The organism is Streptomyces orinoci (assembly GCF_003121295.1).
Classification (GTDB): Bacteria; Actinomycetota; Actinomycetes; order Streptomycetales; family Streptomycetaceae; genus Streptomyces; species Streptomyces orinoci.
The window spans coordinates 1,378,402-1,397,865 of record NZ_PHNC01000031.1; the positions used below are offsets into that span (position 1 = coordinate 1,378,402).

General features: G+C 72.0%; 19 protein-coding genes and 1 riboswitch. Of the genes, 10 read left to right on the plus strand and 9 right to left on the minus strand.

The features are described 5' to 3' along the window. The first annotated feature begins 81 nt into the window (after positions 1-81). Positions 82-1,554: a catalase gene (locus tag CV755_RS28705; RefSeq protein ID WP_109283155.1), complete on the plus strand. Its 1,473-nt coding sequence runs from the start codon at positions 82-84 to the stop codon at positions 1,552-1,554. An 81-nt stretch (positions 1,555-1,635) separates the two neighbouring features. On the opposite strand, the gene CV755_RS28710 is transcribed toward CV755_RS28705, so the two are convergent. Together CV755_RS28710 and hisN are read right to left on the minus strand one after the other, a co-directional pair. Further along, a complete protein-coding gene (locus CV755_RS28710) occupies positions 1,636-2,031 on the minus strand; it encodes a CBS domain-containing protein (RefSeq protein ID WP_109283156.1) in 396 nt (131 codons plus the stop codon). A gap of 158 nt (positions 2,032-2,189) precedes the next feature. Next, positions 2,190-2,984 carry a histidinol-phosphatase gene (hisN, locus tag CV755_RS28715; RefSeq protein WP_109283157.1) on the minus strand — a complete coding sequence of 265 codons (795 nt, stop codon included), beginning with the start codon at positions 2,982-2,984 and terminating at the stop codon, positions 2,190-2,192. A 136-nt stretch (positions 2,985-3,120) separates the two neighbouring features. Here hisN and CV755_RS28720 point away from each other — a divergent pair, with 136 nt between their 5' ends. Next, a complete protein-coding gene (locus tag CV755_RS28720) occupies positions 3,121-3,732 on the plus strand; it encodes a TetR/AcrR family transcriptional regulator (RefSeq protein WP_109283158.1) in 612 nt (203 codons plus the stop codon). A gap of 31 nt (positions 3,733-3,763) precedes the next feature. On the opposite strand, the gene CV755_RS28725 is transcribed toward CV755_RS28720, so the two are convergent. From CV755_RS28725 to CV755_RS28740, 4 genes are all read right to left on the minus strand, one after another. After that, entirely contained in the window at positions 3,764-4,087 is a 324-nt protein-coding gene (locus CV755_RS28725; protein ID WP_109283159.1) for a DMT family transporter, read from the minus strand. 103 nt (positions 4,088-4,190) lie between these two features. Further along, positions 4,191-5,198 (minus strand): ribosome small subunit-dependent GTPase A, encoded by a 1,008-nt coding sequence (gene rsgA / locus CV755_RS28730; protein WP_109283160.1) that lies wholly within the window; start codon positions 5,196-5,198, stop codon positions 4,191-4,193. Between the two features lie 14 nt (positions 5,199-5,212). Further along, positions 5,213-6,556: a 3-phosphoshikimate 1-carboxyvinyltransferase gene (aroA, locus tag CV755_RS28735; protein WP_109283161.1), complete on the minus strand. Its 1,344-nt coding sequence runs from the start codon at positions 6,554-6,556 to the stop codon at positions 5,213-5,215. A 29-nt stretch (positions 6,557-6,585) separates the two neighbouring features. Continuing rightward, a complete protein-coding gene (locus tag CV755_RS28740) occupies positions 6,586-7,296 on the minus strand; it encodes a M50 family metallopeptidase (RefSeq protein WP_109283162.1) in 711 nt (236 codons plus the stop codon). Between the two features lie 174 nt (positions 7,297-7,470). Here CV755_RS28740 and CV755_RS28745 point away from each other — a divergent pair, with 174 nt between their 5' ends. The 8 genes from CV755_RS28745 (at position 7,471) to def (ending at position 15,160) form a co-directional block, all read left to right on the plus strand. Next, positions 7,471-8,289: an SOS response-associated peptidase gene (locus CV755_RS28745; protein WP_109283163.1), complete on the plus strand. Its 819-nt coding sequence runs from the start codon at positions 7,471-7,473 to the stop codon at positions 8,287-8,289. 27 nt (positions 8,290-8,316) lie between these two features. After that, on the plus strand, positions 8,317-8,952 hold the full coding sequence (locus CV755_RS28750; RefSeq protein ID WP_241561432.1) for an alpha/beta hydrolase family protein: 636 nt from the start codon (positions 8,317-8,319) through the stop codon (positions 8,950-8,952). Positions 8,953-9,233: 281 nt separating this feature from the next. Next, on the plus strand, positions 9,234-9,920 hold the full coding sequence (locus CV755_RS28755; protein ID WP_193553515.1) for a sigma-70 family RNA polymerase sigma factor: 687 nt from the start codon (positions 9,234-9,236) through the stop codon (positions 9,918-9,920). Further along, positions 9,917-10,243, plus strand: a complete 327-nt coding sequence (rsrA, locus tag CV755_RS28760) for a mycothiol system anti-sigma-R factor (RefSeq protein WP_109283166.1) — start codon at positions 9,917-9,919, stop codon at positions 10,241-10,243. The genes CV755_RS28755 and rsrA overlap by 4 nt, the downstream gene beginning before the upstream one ends. A 186-nt stretch (positions 10,244-10,429) precedes the next feature. Then, positions 10,430-11,746: an HD-GYP domain-containing protein gene (locus CV755_RS28765; protein ID WP_109283167.1), complete on the plus strand. Its 1,317-nt coding sequence runs from the start codon at positions 10,430-10,432 to the stop codon at positions 11,744-11,746. A 140-nt stretch (positions 11,747-11,886) separates the two neighbouring features. After that, the gene (locus tag CV755_RS28770; RefSeq protein WP_422070597.1) at positions 11,887-13,179 is read left to right on the plus strand and encodes an HD-GYP domain-containing protein; all 1,293 of its coding nucleotides are present in this window, start codon (positions 11,887-11,889) and stop codon (positions 13,177-13,179) included. 290 nt (positions 13,180-13,469) lie between these two features. Continuing rightward, positions 13,470-14,456, plus strand: coding sequence for a tetratricopeptide repeat protein (locus tag CV755_RS28775; RefSeq protein ID WP_109283168.1), 987 nt, complete (start codon positions 13,470-13,472; stop codon positions 14,454-14,456). Positions 14,457-14,530: 74 nt separating this feature from the next. Further along, a complete protein-coding gene (def, locus tag CV755_RS28780; RefSeq protein ID WP_109283169.1) occupies positions 14,531-15,160 on the plus strand; it encodes a peptide deformylase in 630 nt (209 codons plus the stop codon). Between the two features lie 27 nt (positions 15,161-15,187). Here the strand turns inward: def and CV755_RS28785 are convergent, their stop codons facing one another. The 3 genes from CV755_RS28785 to CV755_RS28795 form a co-directional block, all read right to left on the minus strand. Beyond that, positions 15,188-15,538, minus strand: a complete 351-nt coding sequence (locus CV755_RS28785; RefSeq protein ID WP_109283170.1) for a YciI family protein — start codon at positions 15,536-15,538, stop codon at positions 15,188-15,190. A gap of 97 nt (positions 15,539-15,635) precedes the next feature. After that, positions 15,636-16,709 (minus strand): ribonucleotide-diphosphate reductase subunit beta, encoded by a 1,074-nt coding sequence (locus tag CV755_RS28790; RefSeq protein WP_193553493.1) that lies wholly within the window; start codon positions 16,707-16,709, stop codon positions 15,636-15,638. After that, positions 16,709-19,093: a ribonucleoside-diphosphate reductase subunit alpha gene (locus CV755_RS28795; protein WP_109283171.1), complete on the minus strand. Its 2,385-nt coding sequence runs from the start codon at positions 19,091-19,093 to the stop codon at positions 16,709-16,711. The genes CV755_RS28790 and CV755_RS28795 overlap by 1 nt, the downstream gene beginning before the upstream one ends. Before the next feature lie 169 nt (positions 19,094-19,262). Then, positions 19,263-19,360: riboswitch (adenosylcobalamin-variant (AdoCbl-variant) riboswitch) on the minus strand. Positions 19,361-19,464: the final 104 nt, after the last annotated feature.

Consider the following 19,464-nt stretch of genomic DNA (forward strand, 5'->3'; position numbering starts at 1 on the left):
CATCTTGACTTAGACAAAGTCTAATGTAGGATCGGTTTCGGCTCCGGATGGGAGTCAGGACGAGATCTACGGAGGTCGCACGTGTCGGTTCAGGGCGAGGCCACCACTACGGGTCCGCTGACCACGGAGTCCGGGGCTCCGGTGGCGGACAACCAGAACAGCGAGACCGCGGGCATCGGCGGCCCCGTCCTGGTGCAGGACCAGCTGTTGCTGGAGAAGCTCGCGCACTTCAACCGGGAGCGCATCCCGGAGCGGGTGGTGCACGCCCGGGGCGCCGGCGCGTACGGCACCTTCACCGTCACCGCGGATGTCACCCGGTGGACCCGGGCGAAGTTCCTCTCCGAGGTGGGCAAGCAGACCGAGACCTTTCTGCGCTTCTCCACCGTGGCGGGCAACCTGGGCTCCGCGGACGCGGTGCGCGACCCGCGCGGCTTCGCGCTGAAGTTCTATACCGAGGAGGGCAATTACGACCTCGTCGGCAACAACACCCCCGTCTTCTTCATCAAGGACGCCATCAAGTTCCCGGACTTCATCCACACCCAGAAGCGCGACCCGTACACCGGCTCCCAGGAGGCGGACAACGTCTGGGACTTCTGGGGGCTTTCGCCGGAGTCCACCCACCAGGTGACCTGGCTCTTCGGCGACCGGGGCATCCCCGCCTCGTACCGGCACATGGACGGCTTCGGCTCGCACACCTACCAGTGGAACAACGAGGCCGGCGAGGTCTTCTGGGTCAAGTACCACTTCAAGACCGACCAGGGCATCAAGAACCTCACCGCCGAGGAGGCCGCCAAGCTGGCCGGCGAGGACCCGGACAGCCACCAGCGGGACCTGCGCGAGGCCATTGAGCGGGGGGACTTCCCCAGCTGGACGGTGCAGGTGCAGATCATGCCCGCCGAGGACGCGGCCACCTACCGCTTCAACCCCTTTGACCTCACCAAGGTGTGGCCGCACGCGGACTACCCGCCGATCGAGATCGGCAAGCTGGAGCTCAACCGCAACCCGGAGAACATCTTCGCCGAGGTCGAGCAGGCCATCTTCTCCCCGGCCCACTTTGTGCCCGGCGTCGGCCCGTCCCCGGACAAGATGCTCCAGGGCCGGCTCTTCGCCTATGGCGACGCGCACCGCTACCGGGTGGGCATCAACGCCGACCAGCTGCCGGTCAACCGCCCGCACGCCACCGAGGCCCGTACCAACGGCCGGGACGGCTACGCCTATGACGGCCGGCACGGCAAGGCCAAGAACTACGAGCCCAACAGCTTCGGCGGTCCGGCGCAGACCGGCCGTCCGCTGTGGCAGCCGGTGCCGGTGACCGGCGTCACCGGCAACACCGCCGCCCCGGTGCACGCCGAGGACAATGACTTCGTCCAGGCGGGCAACCTCTACCGGCTGATGTCGGAGGCGGAGAAGGAACGTCTGATCAACAACCTGGCGGGCTTTATCGCCAAGGTCTCGCGGGACGAGATCGCCGAGCGGGCGATCAACAACTTCCGCCAGGCCGATCCCGACTACGGCAAGCGGCTGGAGGCCGCGGTCCAGGCCCTGCGTGGCTGATCCACCGCCTGCCGTACCACCGAAGAGGCCGGACGCCATGGGGCTCCGGCCTCTTCGGCCGTCATCGAGCCCCTTTGGCCGTCATGGGGCGAGTGCCCGCTCCCGTACCGGGGCCCAGCAGCGGATCACATCGCGCACCGACACCACACCCACCGCCTCCTGCCCGCTCAGCACGATCAGATGCCGGAAGCCGCCGGCCGCCATGGCGCTCGCCGCCTCCTCCAGGGTCCAGCCCGGAGCGGCGAAGACCACCTCGGTGGTGGTGTGGTCGGCCACTCGCTCCCGGTCCGGATCCTGGCCCGCGCCCAGCGAGTTGAGGATGTCGCGCTCGGTCAGAATGCCGGGCCCGCCGGCGTCCGGGTCGAGGACCACCGCCGCGCCGACCCCGCGCAGGGACATCAGCAGGGCCGCCTGCCGGAGGGTATGGGCGGGGCCGACGGTGAGAACCACCGTGCTCATGGCGTCTTGGACGAGCATGGACAAAGCCACCTCCTTGCCGGACCGTGAACTCCGGGCTGATATTCACAAGTTCACAAGCGTGGCGGATCCTCATCGTCACACAACGGCCGAGAACGGACAAGGGGCGTACAGGGGAGGAGTGCCCGGGGGCCTCCTCCGCCGCACGCCCCCATGGGTCAGCGGGTGAGATAGCCCAGCAGTTCGTCGTGGAGCAGGCCGTTCGAGGCGGCCGCGTTTCCGCTGTGCGGGCCCGGACGGCCGTCCAGGCCGGTGAACCGGCCCCCGGCCTCCTCGACAATGACCACATTGGCGGCCATGTCCCACAGCGAGAGCTCCGGTTCCGCGCAGATGTCCACCGAGCCCTCGGCGACCATCATGTACGGCCAGAAGTCCCCGTAGCCGCGGGTGCGCCAGCAGGCCCGGGTCAGCTCCAGGAAGCCCGGAAGCATCCCGCGCTCCTCCCAGCCGGACAGCGAGGAGTAGGCGAAGGAGGCGTCCTCGATGCGCGCCACCCGGGACGCCTGGAGCCGGGTGGCCGACATCAGGCTGCGGCCGGTGTACGCGCCGGAGTCCTTCGCCGCCCACCAGCGGCGGCCCAGCGCCGGGGCCGAGACCACGCCCACCACCGGGTGGAAACCGCCCTCGCCCTGCACCATCAGCGAGATCAGCGTGGCCCACACCGGCACCCCGCGGACATAGTTCTTGGTGCCGTCGATCGGATCGACCACCCAGCGACGCGGACCGGTGCCCTCGCTGCCGAACTCCTCGCCGAGTATGGCGTCGCGCGGCCGCGCCCGCTGGAGCTGGCTGCGGATCAGCTCCTCGGCGGCCTTGTCCGCCTCGCTCACCGGGGTCATGTCCGGTTTGGTCTCGACCTTGAGATCGAGGGCCTTGAACCGGTCCATGGTGGCCGCATCGGCGGCGTCCGCGAGGACGTGGGCCAGTCGCAGATCATCGTGGTAGTCGGACATGCTGGGAACATTACCCGTGGCCATGGCCTGAGCACGTGCAGGCCCGCTGGGGCTCTTGACACCGTCTGGCGGTGCGTCAATTCTGTGGCCACACTGGTCGTCCACTGTCGTCGGCCGTACGGCCGGGGAGGCGACGATGCCCGCGGCAAGAGATCTCTTACTGGACGCGGCCTTCACCGCGCTCGGGACCCGGCCGTGGAGCGGGGTCCGGATGGTGGATGTGGCGGCCGCCGCCGGGGTGTCCCGGCAGACCCTCTACAACGAGTTCGGCAGCAAGGACGGCCTGGCCAGGGCCCTGGTCCGGCGGGAGGCGGAGTCCTTTCTGGCCGGGGTGGACCGGTCACTGGCCGAGGCGGCCGAGCGGCGGCCGGAGGATCCGGGGGCATGTCTGGCGGCGCTGGCGGAGTGGACGCTGCGGGCCGCCCGTACCAATCCGCTGGTCCGCGCCGCGCTCACCGGCTGCCGCGGCGACCGGCTGCCCGCCCAGGCGGCGCCCGCGGTGCCCGCGCCCCGGACCGCCGCCGCCCCCGGCCCGCGGTCCGCGCCCTCGCCCGGGGCCCTGCTGGAGCGGATGTGCGCCGGGGTGGTGGCCGTGGTGGGCGGAGCGGAGCGTGATGCCGAGCGGGTACGGACGGCCTGTGAGGCGGCGGTGCGGATGACGCTGTCCTATGTGGTGGCGCCGGGGCCCTCGGACGCGGAGGCCGGGGAGCGGGTGGCCGGGGTGGCCCGGGAGCTGCTGGGCGGGTGACGGGGGTTCGGCGGGCGTCCGGTCCCCGGCCTCAGTGCGCCGAGCCGGACAGCTGGAGCCCGATGACTCCCAGGATCACCAGCGCGATGGACACCAGCTTCAGGGTGGAGACCAGGTCGCCCAGGAAGACCATGCCGTAGACCGCCGTGCCGGCCGCCCCGATGCCCGTCCACACCGCGTAGGCCGGGCCCACATCCAGCTTGCGCAGCGAGAGCGTCAGCAGGCCGAAGCTGCCCAGGGCGAAGCAGGCGAAGGCGATGGTGGGCCACAGCCGGGTGAAGCCGTGGGAGAGCTTGAGACAGACGGCGAACCCGGTTTCCAGCAGTCCGGCGACCACCACCAGCAGCCACGCCATCCGATTGCCTCCCGCGTCCTGGACCGCCCCGGGTGTCACCGGTGTGTTTGTTGCACTTGCCGCTGACGGTCAGTCGCAAACCCAGGCGATCGAACGCGGGCGATCAGTCGCCTTCCCGCCGCTCGCGGGTGGCCAGCAGCCGGCGCAGGGAGAACAGCCGCTGGGGGTCGGCATGGCCGTCCGCCACCCACTGGTCCAGCGCGCAGTCCGGCTCGTCATGACTGCACGCCCGGGGGCAGCCCTCGGTGCCCGGCTCCAGGTCGGGGAAGGCGTGGATGACCCGGGAGGGGTCGATGTGGTTGAGGCCGAAGGAGCGTACGCCCGGGGTGTCGATCACCCAGCCGCTGCCGTCGGGCAGCGGCAGAGCCAGGGCCGAGGTGGTGGTGTGCCGGCCTCGGCCGGTGACCGCGTTGACATGGCCGGTGGCCCGCTGCCGCTCCGGGACCAGATGGTTGACCAGGGTGGTCTTGCCCACGCCGGAGTGGCCCACAAAGGCGGTGATCCGTCCGCGCAGCCGCTCGCGCACCCGCTCGGCGGCGTCCCCGTCCGCCAGCTCCTGACGGTTGGTCACCACATAGGGCACACCCAGCGTCCCGTAGGACTCCAGCAGCCGCTCGGCCGGGGCCAGGTCGGACTTGGTGAGCACCAGCAGCGGCTCCAGCCCGGCGTCATAGGCGGCCACCAGACAGCGGTCGATCAGCCGGGGCCGCGGCTCGGGATCGGCCAGGGCGGTGACGATGGCCAGCTGGTCGGCGTTGGCCACCACCACCCGCTCGAAGGGGTCGGTGTCATCGGCCGTCCTGCGCAGCACCGAGCGGCGCTCCTCGACCCGGACGATCCGGGCCAGGGTGTCCTTCTTCCCGGTGAGATCGCCGACCACGGCGACCTGGTCGCCGACCACCACGCCCTTGCGGCCCAGTTCGCGGGCCTTCATGGCCAGTACGGTGCGGTCCTCGACCAGGACCGTCAGCCGGCCCCGGTCCACGGTGAGGACAAAGCCCTCGGCGGCGTCCTCGTGCTTGGGGCGGATGCTGGTGCGGGGGCGGGTGCCCTTGCGGTTGGGGCGGACCCGGACGTCGTCCTCGTCGGTGTGCTTGCCGTAGCGGCGCATGGCTGGTCGCTCTCTCAGACTCTCGGCACCGTCGCTCCGGCGCCGGAGCCGAGCATCGCGGTCCACAGCTCCGGGAAGTCCGGGAGCGTCTTGGCGGTGGTGGCCACGTTCTCCACCCGCACCCCGGGCACCACCAGGCCGAGGACCGCGGCCGCGGTGGCCAGCCGGTGGTCCTCATAGGTGTGGAACACGCCGCCGTGCAGCGGGCGCGGGCGGATGCGCAGTCCGTCCGCGGTCTCGGTGACATCGCCGCCCAGCTCGTTGATCTCCTTGGCCAGCGCGGCCAGCCGGTCGGTCTCATGCAGCCGCAGATGGGCGATGCCGCGCAGCTCGGACTCCGAGTCGGCCAGCGCCGCCACCGCGGCGATCACCGGGGTCAGCTCGCCCACCTCGTGCAGATCGGCGTTCAGGCCGGTGATCCGGCCGGTGCCGGTGAAGGTCAGCCCGGTCTCGGTGAGTTCGCAGGAGCCGCCCATGGCGGTGAAGATCTCGCGCAGCGCGTCACCGGGCTGGGTGGTGTGCTCCGGCCAGTCCGGGATGGTCACCCGGCCACCGGTGACCAGGGCGGCGGCCAGGAACGGCGCTGCATTGGACAGGTCCGGCTCCACCACCAGATCACGGCCCAGCAGCGCGCTGGGCGACACCCGCCAGACATTGGGCTCGCCGCCCGACTCCGGGGTGTCCACCTGGGCACCGGCCGCCCGCAGCATGTCCACCGTCATCCGGATATGCGGCATGGAGGGCAGTACGGCGCCGGTGTGCCGCACCTCCACGCCCTGGTTGAAGCGCGGTCCGGACAGCAGCAGGGCGCTGACGAACTGGGACGAGGAGGAGGCGTCGATCTCCACCGGGCCGCCGTCCAGCGCCCCCGCGCCATGCACCGTCAAGGGCAGCGCGCCGCGGTCGTTGTCGTCGATCCGGGCGCCCAGGGCGCGCAGCGCGTCGATCACCCCGTGCAGCGGACGCTCATAGCTGCGCGGGTCGCCGTCGAACCGGATGGGGCCGTCGGCCAGCGCGGCGACCGGCGGCAGAAAGCGCATCACGGTGCCGGCGTTGCCCACGTCCACGGTGGCCGGGCCGTGCGGATGGGCCGGGATCACCCGCCAGGTCTCGCCGGTGCCGTCCGGGCCCACGCCTTCCTCGATGCCGACGCCCATGGCGCGCAGCGCCTCGGCCATCAGCAGGGTGTCGCGGGAGCGCAGCGGGCGGCGCAGCCAGCCGGGCTCGGCGGCCAGGGCGGCCAGCACCAGACCGCGGTTGGTGACCGACTTCGAGCCGGGCACGGTGACGGTCGCATCGACGGCTGAGGTGGCGGTCGGGGCGGGCCAGAGGTCGGTGTGCGCGGGGCTCTCGGTCATGCCCTCAACCTTAGTGGCTCGATTCGGGCTCACACTCCGAGCAGCCAGCGCCCGCCGGCCACCAGTGAGGCCAGGGTGACCACATGGAACAGCAGCAGCCACAGTGCCGCCGGCGTCCGGGTCAGCCGGGCCAGCTGGTCGGCGTCGGAGTCGCCGGCGCCCCGGTAGCGGCGCTTGTGCTGGAGCTCGAACACCGGGCGCACCCCGCCCAGCAGCAGAAACCACACCACGGCATAGGCGAACATGCCCTGCACCTCGGAGCCGGCCCGCCAGGAGACCAGGACGAACGCGGCCCCGGCCAGCAGCACGGTGAGCACCCCATAGGCGTTGCGGATCATCACCAGCATGGCAGCCAGCAGCCCGGCGGCGCCCCACAGCAGCGCCGTGCTGTGCCCCGCCGCCAGCAGCGCGGCCCCGGCCAGGCCCAGCAGCGAGGGCGCGACATAGCCGGCCGCCGCGGTGAGCACCATGCCGGGGCCGGTGGGCCTGCCGCGGGAGACGGTCAGGCCCGAGGTGTCCGAGTGCAGGCGTATCCCGGACAGCCGGCGGCCGCTGACCAGCGCCACCAGGGCATGGCCGCCCTCATGCGCGATGGTGACCGCGTTGCGGGTCAGCCGCCAGACGGGACGGGGGAGAACGGCCAGCAGGGCCACCAGCCCGGTGACGATCACCGTCCAGTGCGAGGGGGCGGGCTGGGTGCCGAAGACGCGGTCCCAGAGATCGGTGGCGGTGATGTCCATCGGTGGGCCGCTCTCCTTGCTGCTGTGGTGCTGTGCTGCCGCGGGACTGTGGCGCTGCGCTGCCGCGGTGCTTCCTGCTGAGGGACGGCCGATATCGGCCAATGGTTCCCCGCGGCCGGGACCGCTGAGGCAGCATGGGCGTACGAGGCGTGAGCGAAGGGGCGGTTCATTCAGATGTGCGGGCGGTACGCGTCGAGCCGGCGGCCGGAGGACCTGGCCGGGCTCTTCGAGGTCGAGAAATGGGAGCCGGAGGAGACCCTGGCCCCCGACTGGAATGTGGCCCCCACCAAGGAGGTGCCCGCGATCCTCGAACGTCCGCTGAAGGGTTCCTCAGACCCGCGCCCGGTACGGCAGTTGCGCACCCTGCGCTGGGGCCTGGTGCCCTCCTGGGCCAAGTCGCCGGAGGGCGCCGCCCGGATGATCAACGCCCGGGCGGAGACGGTCCATGAGAAGCCGTCCTACCGGCGGGCCTTTGAGTCCCGGCGCTGTCTGCTGCCCGCCGACGGCTATTACGAGTGGGTCACCGGGGCCCAGGAGCGCGAGCTGGAGGAGAAGGGGCGCCGCAAGCGGCCGCGCAAGCAGCCGTACTTCGTCACCCCGGCCGACGGCTCGGTGATGGCGCTGGCCGGCCTGTTCGAGTTCTGGCGCGACCGTACCCTCCCCGACGATCACCCCGCCGCCTGGTGGGCCACCTGCTCGGTGATCACCACCGAGGCGGACACCGAGCCCTTCGCCGGTGAACCGCATGAGGGCGGGCCGCGCTCCCTGGCCGAAATCCACCCCAGAATGCCGCTGTTCCTCACCCCCGACCGCTGGGCGGCCTGGCTGGACCCGGGGTGCACCGACCCCGAGCGGCTGCGGCCGCTGCTCACCCCGCCGCCGGCCCGGCTGCTGCGGGCCTACCCGGTGACCACGGCGGTCAGCGATGTGCGCAACAACGGGCCCGAGCTGGTGGCGGAGCTGCCCGCGCCGGAAGCGGCGACGCTCTTCTGAGCTCTTCCGACGGCCATGATGTCCTCCATGAATTCCCCCATGCATGTGGAGAAGGCCGGCACCCCCGGCGGCGAGGCCCGCATCCACTGGCACCCCGCCCCGCGCCCCCGGCTGGTGCTCGCCCTGGGACATGGCGCGGGCGGCGGCATCGAGGCCCGGGATCTGACGGCGCTGGCCGCCGCGCTGCCGGAAGCGGGAGTGAGCGTCGCCCTGGTCGAGCAGCCCTGGCGGGTCGCCGGACGCAAGGTCGCCCCGGCGCCGCGCACGCTGGACGAGGCATGGTGCGCCCTGTGGCCCGCGCTGGCCGCGCCGGGGCTCCCGGTGGTGGCGGGCGGCCGCAGCGCGGGGGCGCGGGTGGCCTGCCGGACGGCCGCCGGGCTGGGCGCGCACGGGGTGCTGGCGCTGAGCTTCCCCCTGCATCCGCCGGGCCGGCCGGAGAGGTCACGGGCGGAGGAGCTGGTCTCGGCCGGGGTGCCCACGCTGGTGGTGCAGGGGGCGCGGGACCCCTTTGGGCGGCCGGAGGAGTTTCCGTCCCGGGTGGAGCTGGTGCCCGTGCCGGGCGGAGACCACGGCTTCGCGGTGCCCAAGAGGAGCGAGGTGGGCCAGGAGGAGGCGCTGGCCGTGATCACCGACGCCGCCCGGTCCTGGCTGGCGGGGCTCTGAGGACGCGTCGCCGGACGCGGTCCGCCGAGCGGGAATGCGCCGCGGGGCCGCCGCGTTGACGCCCTCGTAAAAACGTCAAGCCCTGGCACCTGACAAAGGAATGGGAGTCTCCCGCAATGGGTTCGATCGCCTGCCTGTCCCGCCCCTGCTCGGCCAATGCCGGATGGCCGGTGACCGGCCTGCCCCAGGCGGCCGCGGCTGGAGCGGCGGGCCGGGCGGATCGTCGTCTATTCTCCGAATCGAGCGAGCCCGTCATCGGGTCCGCCACGACGCTGGAGGAGGTGGGTCCGGTCGCCGGCACCGACGCGGGGACGAACGACAGCCCGGAGCCGCAGGCTGCCGAGAGCGTGGCGGAGCGCAACGCCCGCTTCGAGCGCGACGCGCTGACCTTCCTCGACCAGATGTACTCCGCGGCGCTGCGCATGACGCGCAATCCCGCCGACGCCGAGGACCTGGTGCAGGAGACGTATGCGAAGGCGTACGCGTCGTTCCACCAGTTCCGTGAGGGCACCAACCTCAAGGCCTGGCTCTACCGCATCCTCACCAACACCTTTATCAACTCCTACCGCAAGAAGCAGCGCGAGCCGCTGCGCAGCGGTTCCGAGGAGATCGAGGACTGGCAGCTGGCGCGTGCCGAGTCCCATATGTCGCAGGGCCTGCGTTCCGCCGAGTCCCAGGCGCTCGACCATCTGCCCGACTCCGATGTCAAGGCGGCCCTTCAGGCCATTCCCGAGGAGTTCCGCATAGCGGTATACCTCGCGGATGTCGAGGGCTTTGCCTACAAGGAGATCGCGGACATCATGGGTACCCCCATCGGCACGGTGATGTCCCGGCTGCACCGGGGCCGTCGGCAGCTGCGCGGGCTGCTGGAGGACTACGCCCGTGAGCGCGGTCTGGTCCCCGCCGGGGCCTCCGCCGCGCCGAACGGTTCCGACGCGTCGCACAATCGGAAAGGCTCGGACTCATGAGCTGCGGAGAGCCGCACGAGACGGACTGCTCTGAAGTCCTCGACCACCTCTATGAGTTCCTCGATCGCGAGATGCCCGACGGGGACTGCGCCAAGTTCGAGGTGCACATCGACGAGTGCAATCCGTGCCTGGAGAAGTACGGCCTGGAGAAGGCGGTCAAGAAGCTAGTCAAGCGCTGCTGCGGTCATGACGACGTGCCCGCCGATCTCCGGGCCAAGGTGATGGACCGGATCCAGCTGATCCGGGCCGGCCAGGCGGTGCCCGAGCAGGATGTGGTCGCGGAGGCCAGGGCCGCCGAGGCGCGCGGCCTGCCGCGCGACTGACCCCCGCCGCCCGGCCCAAACCGTCCGCCCCCCGAACATCACCCGAACGGACGGCTCCAGCGGTGGATGCGGCCGCCATCGGGCGGCCGCCGCCCTATTCTCCCCTTCCTGATGACGGGCCGATGGCAGGACGGGCCGCCGTGTTCGAGCACGGCCGGTACCGGGGCGGAACGGGGAGGACACCTGATGGGGGCACTTCCGGCGACGGCGCGAACCGGGGTCGCGTGCGCCGTGCTGGCCGCCGTCGCCTGTGGCGCGCCCGCCGTGTGCGCTCCGGGGGACACCCCCTGGCCGACGGTGGTCCTGCTCGCCGCGCTCTGTGCGCTGGGGGAACGGCTGCCCCGCTGTTCGCTGACCCTGCCGGCCCTGCTCACCGGGGCCTTGCTGCTTCCCCCGGCCGCCGCCGCACTGCTGGCCTGGCCGTCGGCGCTCACCACCCGGGTGACGGACCCGCCCCGGACCACCCGCCGCATCTGGCGCGCGGCCGTATACGCCCTGGCCACCACGGCCGCGTCCACCACGGCCACGGCAGCGCTGGGCGAGCCGCCGCGCACCGCCCGGCCGCCCGAGGCCCTGCCGGGTGCGCTGGCCGCCGCACTCACCCTTTTCCTGCTGACCGCCCTGCTGGACGCGGCCATCCGCCGCGCCGCGGACCACCGCCCGCTCCGGGCCGCCTGGCGCCGGCTGCCGCGCGAGGTGCTGGTGCCCACCCTGGTGCACGGTCCCACCGCCCTGCTCACCGCCGTGCTCTGGCACAGCGCCTACGGCCCGCCGGGCGCCCTGCTGGCACTGCCGCCGGTGTGCGTCTGCTGCTGGTTCCTCGACCGCCGCCGCCGGGAACGCGCCGCCCACCAGGCCGCCGTCCGGGCCCTGGTGCAGGCCGTGGACCTCAAGGACCACTACACCCGGGGGCACAGCGAGCGGGTCGGCCGGGCCTCGGTGCTGATCGCCCGGGAGCTGGGGGTGGCCGGCGAACGGCTGGAGGCGCTGCGCTTCGCGGGCACCCTGCACGATGTGGGCAAGCTGGGGGTGCCGACCCGGCTGCTGCGCAAGGACGGCCCGCTCACCCCGGAGGAGCGCCGGGTGATCCAGCTCCACCCCCAGTACGGCCATGAGATGGTGCGCGGCATCGGCTTCCTGGCCGAGGCCCGGGCGGCCATCCTGCACCACCATGAGCGGCTGGACGGCAGCGGCTACCCACTGGGGCTGACGGACCGTCAAATCCCGCAATCCGCCAAGGTGGTGGCGGTCGCCGACGCCTTTGACGCGATGACCTCCACCCGCTGCTACAGCCGCGCCCGTCCGGTTCCCGCCGCCCTGGCCGAGCTGCGCCGGTGTGCCGGATCGCAGTTCGACCCCCGGATGGTGGACGCCCTCTCCCGCGCCGTGGACCGCCATGGCTGGCACCCGGAGACAGTGGCGGAACAGGACGAAAGCGCAGTTCCCGCCCGCCGAAACGTCCCTCCTGATCACCAGCCGGCCCACCCGGGCGGCACTCGTTGAGCGCCCCCGCGCCCGGCACCCGGACGTCCGGCGCCGCCCATGGAACGCCTCTCCGGACGCGTTTCCGGACGTATCTCCGGGCGAACCTCCGGACGCGTCCGTTGACGGGCCTCGGCGCGCACCTCCGCACACACCTCCCCGTGCACCTCCACCCGCACCTCTGGGTCCACCTCGCCGCCGGCGCCTGCGCCCTTCTCGCCCTGGCCTGGACCGCCCGGCACGGACTGGCCCAGCCCCGGGTCGCCCTCGCCTACGGCCTGCTGATCGCCCTCGGCGAGGCCATCCGGCGCCGGCCGCCCCCCGGCGCCGGGCCGACGGAACCGGCGGACACCGCCCCGGTGAGCGCCGCCGGCTGTATCGCCTACGCCCTGCTGGACGGCGTCGGCGGCGACCCGGTCACCCAGGGCGTGCCCCAGGGGCCGCAAGTGCCCCAGGTGGTCGCCGTGGTGCTGGGCGCCACCCTGGCCGGCGCGGTGGGCCGGCGGCCCGCGCCGGACCGGCTCGCCCGCCGGGTGCTGCACTCGGCCTTCGCCGCCCTGTGCTGCCGCGCCCTGCACCAGCTGGGCGCCCTCGCCCACCGCCCCGGCTACGGCCCGTACCACGCCCCGGCGCTGCTGCTCCTGCTGGCGCTGACCGTGCTGTGCGACGCGCTGGTGGCCGCCGCCCTGGCCCGCTCCCGGCAGGGTGGCGGCTATGCCACCGCGCTGGGCGAGCGACTGCGTGCCCTGCCCGGTCTGGGCACCGCGGTCTGCGCCACCGCCGTGGTCACCGCGCTGGCGCCCAGGGTGGCCGGGCTGTGGGTGCTGCCGGTGTGCGCCCTGCCGCTGCTGGTCATCCAGCTCTCCGCGCGGCTGGGCGAACCGGCGCCGGCCACCCGGCGCCAGACGGTGGCCTCGCTGGCCCGGGCCACCGAGATCGCCGGCTGCACCCCGGCCGGTCACGCGGGACGCGTAGCCGCCCTCAGCCGGGCCGTCGGCCGGGAACTCGGCCTGTCGCAGGAGGAGCTCACCGTGGTCGAGTACGCGGCCCTGATGCACGACGTCGGCCAGCTCTCACTCGTGGACCCGGTGCCCGCCGGGGCCACCGAGCCGCTGCCGCCCGAGCAGCGCCGCCGCATCGCCCGCCTGGGCGGTGCCGTGGTGCGGCAGACCGGGGTGCCCGCCGAGGTGGCCCGGGTGGTGGAGCACCAGGCCGACCCCTACCGGGAGGCGCCCCTCGCGGCCCGTATCGTGCGCACCGTCAACGCCTATGAGGACCTGGCGGCCACCGGGGCGTGCGGCCCGCGCCGCGCGCTGGAGCGGCTGCGCGGAGCGACGGCGTACGACCATGAGCCCGGGGTGGTGGAGGCGCTCGCCCGGGTACTCGCCAGACAGGAGCCGCCGGGCCGGGCGGCGCTCTCCGCACTGACGGACGCCCCGGCGGATGCGGAGTAGCACGGCTAACCCACGGGTAATGAGCGGGCGTCCGAAGGGGCATGGTTGGATGCGAAGAGAAGCTGTAGTGACGAAGAGCAAGACGGGAATGCGGGATCGGGGGGTGTCGTGGGCGCCGTCATCGGCAACGAGGCGTGGTGGGCACCGCCCCCCGCGGTGACGGCCCGGCACACCGGCCGGGTCGTGACAGATGAGGCGTGGCGGACGGCCGTCGGGGAGGACGGCATCCGTCACCAGGGCCATCCGGCGTGGGCATACGCACAACGTCGAGGAATCAGCAGGCGGACATCGTGAGGATCTTCGGCAGGGTAAGGCACCGGCCTTCCGCCTCCTGGCGGCAGGCCACCGACCGCGCCTTCACTCTGATCGGCGACGGCCGGTACGAGGACGCGGGCGCGCTGCTGACGCGCGCCGCCGACATGGAGCCATGGCTGTCCGAGTCATGGTTCAACCTGGCACTGCTGCACAAGTTCCGGCATGACTGGGAGCAGGCCCGCGCCGCCGGCCTGCGGGCCGTGGCACTGCTGGACCGGGAGGCGGGCGCCCCCGACTGGTGGAATGTGGGCATCGCCGCCACCGCCCTGCAGGACTGGCCGCTGGCCCGCCGCGCCTGGCAGGCGTACGGGCTGAAGGTGCCCGGCGAGGGCAGCCCGGCCGGTGAGCCGGTGGGCATGGAGCTGGGCAGCGCTGCGGTGCGGCTCTCCCCGGAGGGCGAGGCCGAGGTGGTCTGGGGCCGCAGACTGGACCCGGCGCGGATGGAGGTGCTCTCCATCCCGCTGCCCTCCTCCGGCCGCCGCTGGGGCGAGGTGGTGCTGCACGACGGCGTCCCGCACGGCGAGCGGGTGACCGCGGCCGGCCCGTCCTACCCGGTCTTCGACGAGATCGAGCTATGGGCGCCCTCGCCGGTGCCCACCTGGGTGGTGCTGCTGGAGGCTGCCGCCGAGTCGGACCGGGACGCCCTGGAGCGGCTGGCGGCCGACGCGGGCTTCGCCGCCGAGGACTGGTCCTCCTCGGTGCGGCTGCTGTGCCGCACCTGCTCGGAGAGCCGGATGCCCAGCGACGAGGGCGACGGCGAGCATCTGGACCCGCACGACCACAGCGAGCCCGGCCACCCCGGCCCGCTGGGCCACCGCACCGCCGGCTCCGGCCTGCTGTGGGTGCCCGAGCGCGAGTGCGGCATCGCGGCGCCCGCCGGGCTGGTGCGCGGGCTGCTGGACGGCTGGGTCGCCGACAGCCCCGACACCCGTGAGTGGCGTGATCTGGAAGAGGTCTGCTGAGGCCGCGGGGCGGCACCCGTACCCTGTCAGGGCAAGATAGTGCTTTCGGGTTGTGAGAGAGGCATACGGCGGCCATGGCGCAGCAAGAGACCGAGCAGTCGGTGAACGAAGAGTTCATCGATGATGTGACGGACGCGGAGGAGCGCGAGCGGGCGCACCGGGAGCGGGGCACATCCCGTCCGATCACCGTCTACGGCAACCCGGTGCTGCACAGGGAGTGCCAGGACGTCACCGCCTTCGACGACGAACTGGCCAGGCTGATCGACGACATGTTCGCCAGCCAGCGCACCGCGGAGGGCGTCGGCCTGGCCGCCAACCAGATCGGTGTGGACCTCAAGGTCTTCGTCTACGACTGCCAGGATGACGAGGGCGTCCGGCATGTCGGCCATGTCTGCAACCCGGTGCTGGACGACCTCCCGGCCGACCAGCGGGTGCTGGACGACTCCAACGAGGGCTGTCTGTCGGTGCCCACCGCCTACGCGGAGCTGGCCCGCCCCGACTACGCGGTGGTACGCGGCCAGGACATGCACGGCAAGCCGATCGTGGTGCGCGGCACGGGCTACTTCGCCCGCTGCCTCCAGCACGAGACCGACCACCTCTACGGCCGGCTCTACATCGACCGCCTGTCCAAGCGGGACCGCAAGGACGCGCTCCGGCAGATGGCGGAGGGCACGCCGCGGTACCCGGTCGTTCCCAACGACTGACCCCGCCGGGGGTGAGCCGGCACCGGCTCACCCCAGCTCGGCGGCCTCCATGATGGGCCGCAGCTCAACGACCCCTTCCCGGAAGGGAATCCGGGTCGCCCAGTCCTTGGCCTCGTCCATGGACGCGACCTCGATCACCCAGTAGCCGGCGACCAGTTCCTCCGTCTCGGGGAACGGACCGGCGATCACGCTCGGCCGGCCGCCGGCGAACACCACCCGCGCCCCGTCCGAGGACGGCCGCAGCCCGTCGGCCGCCAGCAGCACCCCCGCCTTGGCCAGCTCATCGTTGAACCGGCCCATCTCCGCGAACTCCTCCTTGCCCGGCAGCGCCCCGGCCTCCGAGTCCTCGTTCGCCTTGACCAGCATCATCACTCGCATCGGCGGATACGCCTCTCTGCTCGATGAGAAAACGGCAGGACCGCCGGACAGCATTCACCACCCGGCGGTCCTGCCGCACGCCTATCCGCTTCGCGTCTCAGAACTCGTCGTCGAAGGAGACCGAGCCTTCAACGGCGATCTGGTAGGCCGAGGCCCGCCGCTCGAAGAAGTTGGTCAGCTCCTGGACGTTCTGCAGCTCCATAAAGGAGAACGGGTTCTCCGAGCCATAGACGGCCGGGAAGCCCAGCCGCTGGAGCCGCTGGTCGGCCACGCACTGGAGGTACTCGCGCATGGACTCGGTGTTCATGCCCGGCAGGCCCTCGCCGCACAGGTCCCGGCCGAACTGCAGCTCGGCCTCCACGGCCTCCTTGAGCATGTCGGTGACCTGCTGCTGGAGCTCCTCGTCGAAGAGGTCGGGCTCCTCCTGGCGGACGGTGTCCACCACCTCGAAGGCGAAGTTCATATGCATGGTCTCGTCGCGGAACACCCAGTTGGTGCCGGTGGCCAGACCGTGCAGCAGACCGCGGCTGCGGAACCAGTAGACATAGGCGAAGGCACCGTAGAAGAACAGTCCCTCGATGCAGGCCGCGAAGCAGATCAGATTGAGCAGGAAACGGCGGCGGTCGGCCTTGGTCTCCAGCCGGTCGATCTTCTCGACCGAGTCCATCCACTTGAAGCAGAACTGAGCCTTGTCCCGGATGGAGGGAATGTTCTCCACCGCGGCGAAGGCGGCCGCCCGCTCCTCCGGGTCGGGGAGGTAGGTGTCCAGCAGCGTCAGATAGAACTGGACATGCACCGCCTCCTCGAAGAGCTGCCGCGACAAGTACAGCCGCGCCTCGGGGGAGTTGATGTGCTTGTAGAGGGTGAGCACCAGGTTGTTGGCCACGATGGAGTCACCGGTGGCGAAGAAGGCCACCAGCCGTCCGATCATGTGCTGCTCGCCCGGCGAGAGCTTGGCGAGGTCGGCCACGTCGGAGTGGAGATCGACCTCCTCCACGGTCCAGGTGTTCTTGATCGCGTCCCGGTAGCGGTCATAGAAGTCCGGGTACCGCATCGGACGCAGCGTCAGCTCGAAGCCGGGGTCGAGCAGGTTCTTCGGGCGTTCGGGCGAGGAGGTGTCGGCGCGAAGCGCCGTCGATGAGGGGTGGTGGTCGGGCGACGGGTTGGGCATTACTGGCAGGCCTCGCAGGACTCGGGGTTCTCAAGGGAGCAGGCGATGGCGTCCGCGTCGGGCGCGGCCTGCTGGACGGGGACGGTGGCGGCGGACGAGCCGGACGCCGCGCGGGCGATCCGGGTGGCCGGGCGCGAGCGCAGGTAGTACGTGGTCTTGATGCCCTGCTTCCAGGCGTATGCGTACATCGAGCTGAGCTTGCCGATGGTCGGCGAGGCCATGAAGAGGTTGAGCGACTGGCTCTGGTCCAGGTACGGGGTACGGGCCGCGGCCATGTCGATCAGCGAGCGCTGCGGGATCTCCCAGGCGGTGCGGTACAGATCGCGCACCTCCTGCGGGATCCAGTTCATCTCCTGGATGGAGCCATTGGCGTCCGTCATGGCGTCCCGGGTCGTCCGGTCCCAGACGCCCAGCTTCTTGAGGTCCTCCACCAGATAGGTGTTGACCTGGAGGAACTCCCCGCTGAGCGTCTCGCGCTTGAACAGGTTGGACACCTGCGGCTCGATGCACTCATAGACGCCCGCGATGGAGGCGATGGTGGCCGTGGGGGCGATGGCCAGCAGCAGCGAGTTGCGCATGCCGACCGAGGCGATCCGGGCGCGCAGCGCCTCCCAGCGGTCCGCCCAGGCGGGCACCGCGTTGGGGTAGTGGTCCGGGTGCAGCACCCCGCGGGCGGTGCGGGTGGCGGACCAGGCCGGGTGCGGGCCGTGCCGCTCGGCGAGGTCGGCGCTGGCCTCGTACGCGGCCAGCATGATCCGCTCGGAGATCCGGGTGGACAGCTCCTTGGCCTCGGCGGAGTCGAAGGGCAGCCGCAGCCGGAAGAACACATCCTGAAGGCCCATCAGGCCCAGACCCACCGGCCGCCAGCGGGAGTTGGAGTTGCCCGCCTGCTCGGTCGGATAGAAGTTGATGTCCACCACGCGGTCCAGGAAGGTCACCGCGGTACGGACGGTACGGTCCAGCTTCGCCCAGTCCATCTCCCCGTCCTCGCCCAGGTGGGCGGCGAGGTTGACCGAGCCGAGGTTGCAGACGGCGGTCTCCCCGTCGTCGGTCACCTCGAGGATCTCGGTGCAGAGGTTGGAGGAGTGGACGACCCGGCCCGGCTCGGCCGTCTGGTTGGCGGTGCGGTTGGCGGCGTCCTTGAAGGTCATCCAGCCATTGCCGGTCTGCGCCAGGGTGCGCATCATCCGGGCGTAGAGCACCCGGGCCGGGATGGTCTTGACGGCCTTGCCCGCGGCCTCGTACGCGCGGTACGCGGCGTCGAACTCCGCGCCGTAGAGGTCCACCAGGTCCGGGGTGTCCACCGGGGAGAACAGCGACCAGTCGGCGTCCGCCTCCACCCGGCGCATGAACTCGTCCGGGATCCAGTGCGCGATATTGAGGTTGTGGGTGCGGCGGGCCTCCTCGCCCGTGTTGTCCCGCAGCTCCAGGAACTCCTCGATGTCCGCGTGCCAGGTCTCCAGGTAGACACAGGCCGCGCCCTTGCGCCGGCCGCCCTGGTTGACGGCCGCCACCGAGGCGTCCAGGGTGCGCAGGAAGGGCACGATGCCATTGGAGTGGCCGTTGGTGCCCCGGATCAGCGAACCGCGGGAGCGGATGCGGGAGTAGGACAGGCCGATGCCGCCGGCGTGCTTGGACAGCCGGGCCACCTGGTGGTAGCGCTCGTAGATGGAGTCCAGCTCGTCCAGCGGGGAGTCCAGCAGATAGCAGGAGGACATCTGCGGGTGCCGGGTGCCGGAGTTGAAGAGCGTGGGGGAGGACGGCAGGTAGGAGAGCGTGCTGGTGAGCCGGTAGAGCTCGGCCACATCGGCCAGCGCCCGCTCGGTGTGGTCCTCGGCCAGGCCGCAGGCCACCCGCAGCAGGAAGTGCTGCGGGGTCTCGATCACCTGACGGGTGATGGGGTGGCGCAGCAGATAGCGGCTGTGCAGGGTGCGCAGGCCGAAGTAGCCGAAGCGGTCGTCGGCGCCCTCGGCCAGCGCCGCCTCCACCAGCGCGTCCAGGCGCTCCGCGTGGGTGGTGACGAACTCGGCGGTCTCGTCGCCGATCAGGCCCTCGCGGTGGCCGGTGGCGACCGAGGCGGAGAAGGAGACGGCGCCCTGTCCGGCGGCCTCCTCGCGGATGGCCAGGGTGAGCAGCCGGGCGGCCAGCCGGGAGTACTCGGGCTCCTCGGCGATCAGCCCGGCGGCGGCCTCGGTGGCCAGCGAGCGCAGCTCGGCCTCGTCGGAGCCGGGGTGCCGGCCACGCAGCGCGGCGGCGGCCACCTTCCCGGGGTCCGTGGCGGGCAGGTCGGCGGTCAGTTCGGTCAGGGTGCGCAGCAGCGCGGTCCCGGGACCGCCGGACGCTTCCGCTGACACTGAGGCCGGTTCTGCGGGCGCGATGGTCACGTGTGGCTCTCCCTCGCTCGGCTGGGGGCCGGGCGGGAGGACGGCAAGGCACGCCAGGGCAGCCCCGAGCGCATCGGAGCGTTCGCCACACCAGCGTCCCTCGGCCCAACCCGCGAGGCCCGGACGTATTCCACGCCCAGGCCGGGCCGGGGGCTCGGTCATGGGCGTGCTGCCGGCAGGTCCTCGGACTGGTGGTGCGTCAAAAGAGCACACATTCACCGTTGCGGGACAGTTCCGGAATTCCACCGGATTCCCCTGCGGCGGCAGCGAAGACGAGCATACATCTAGTGCCGGGTGACGGAGGCACCCCCACATCTAGTGCCGGGATCGTGATAGTGCGCCCAGGGCTGGGCCTGATTGCCATGCTGAGG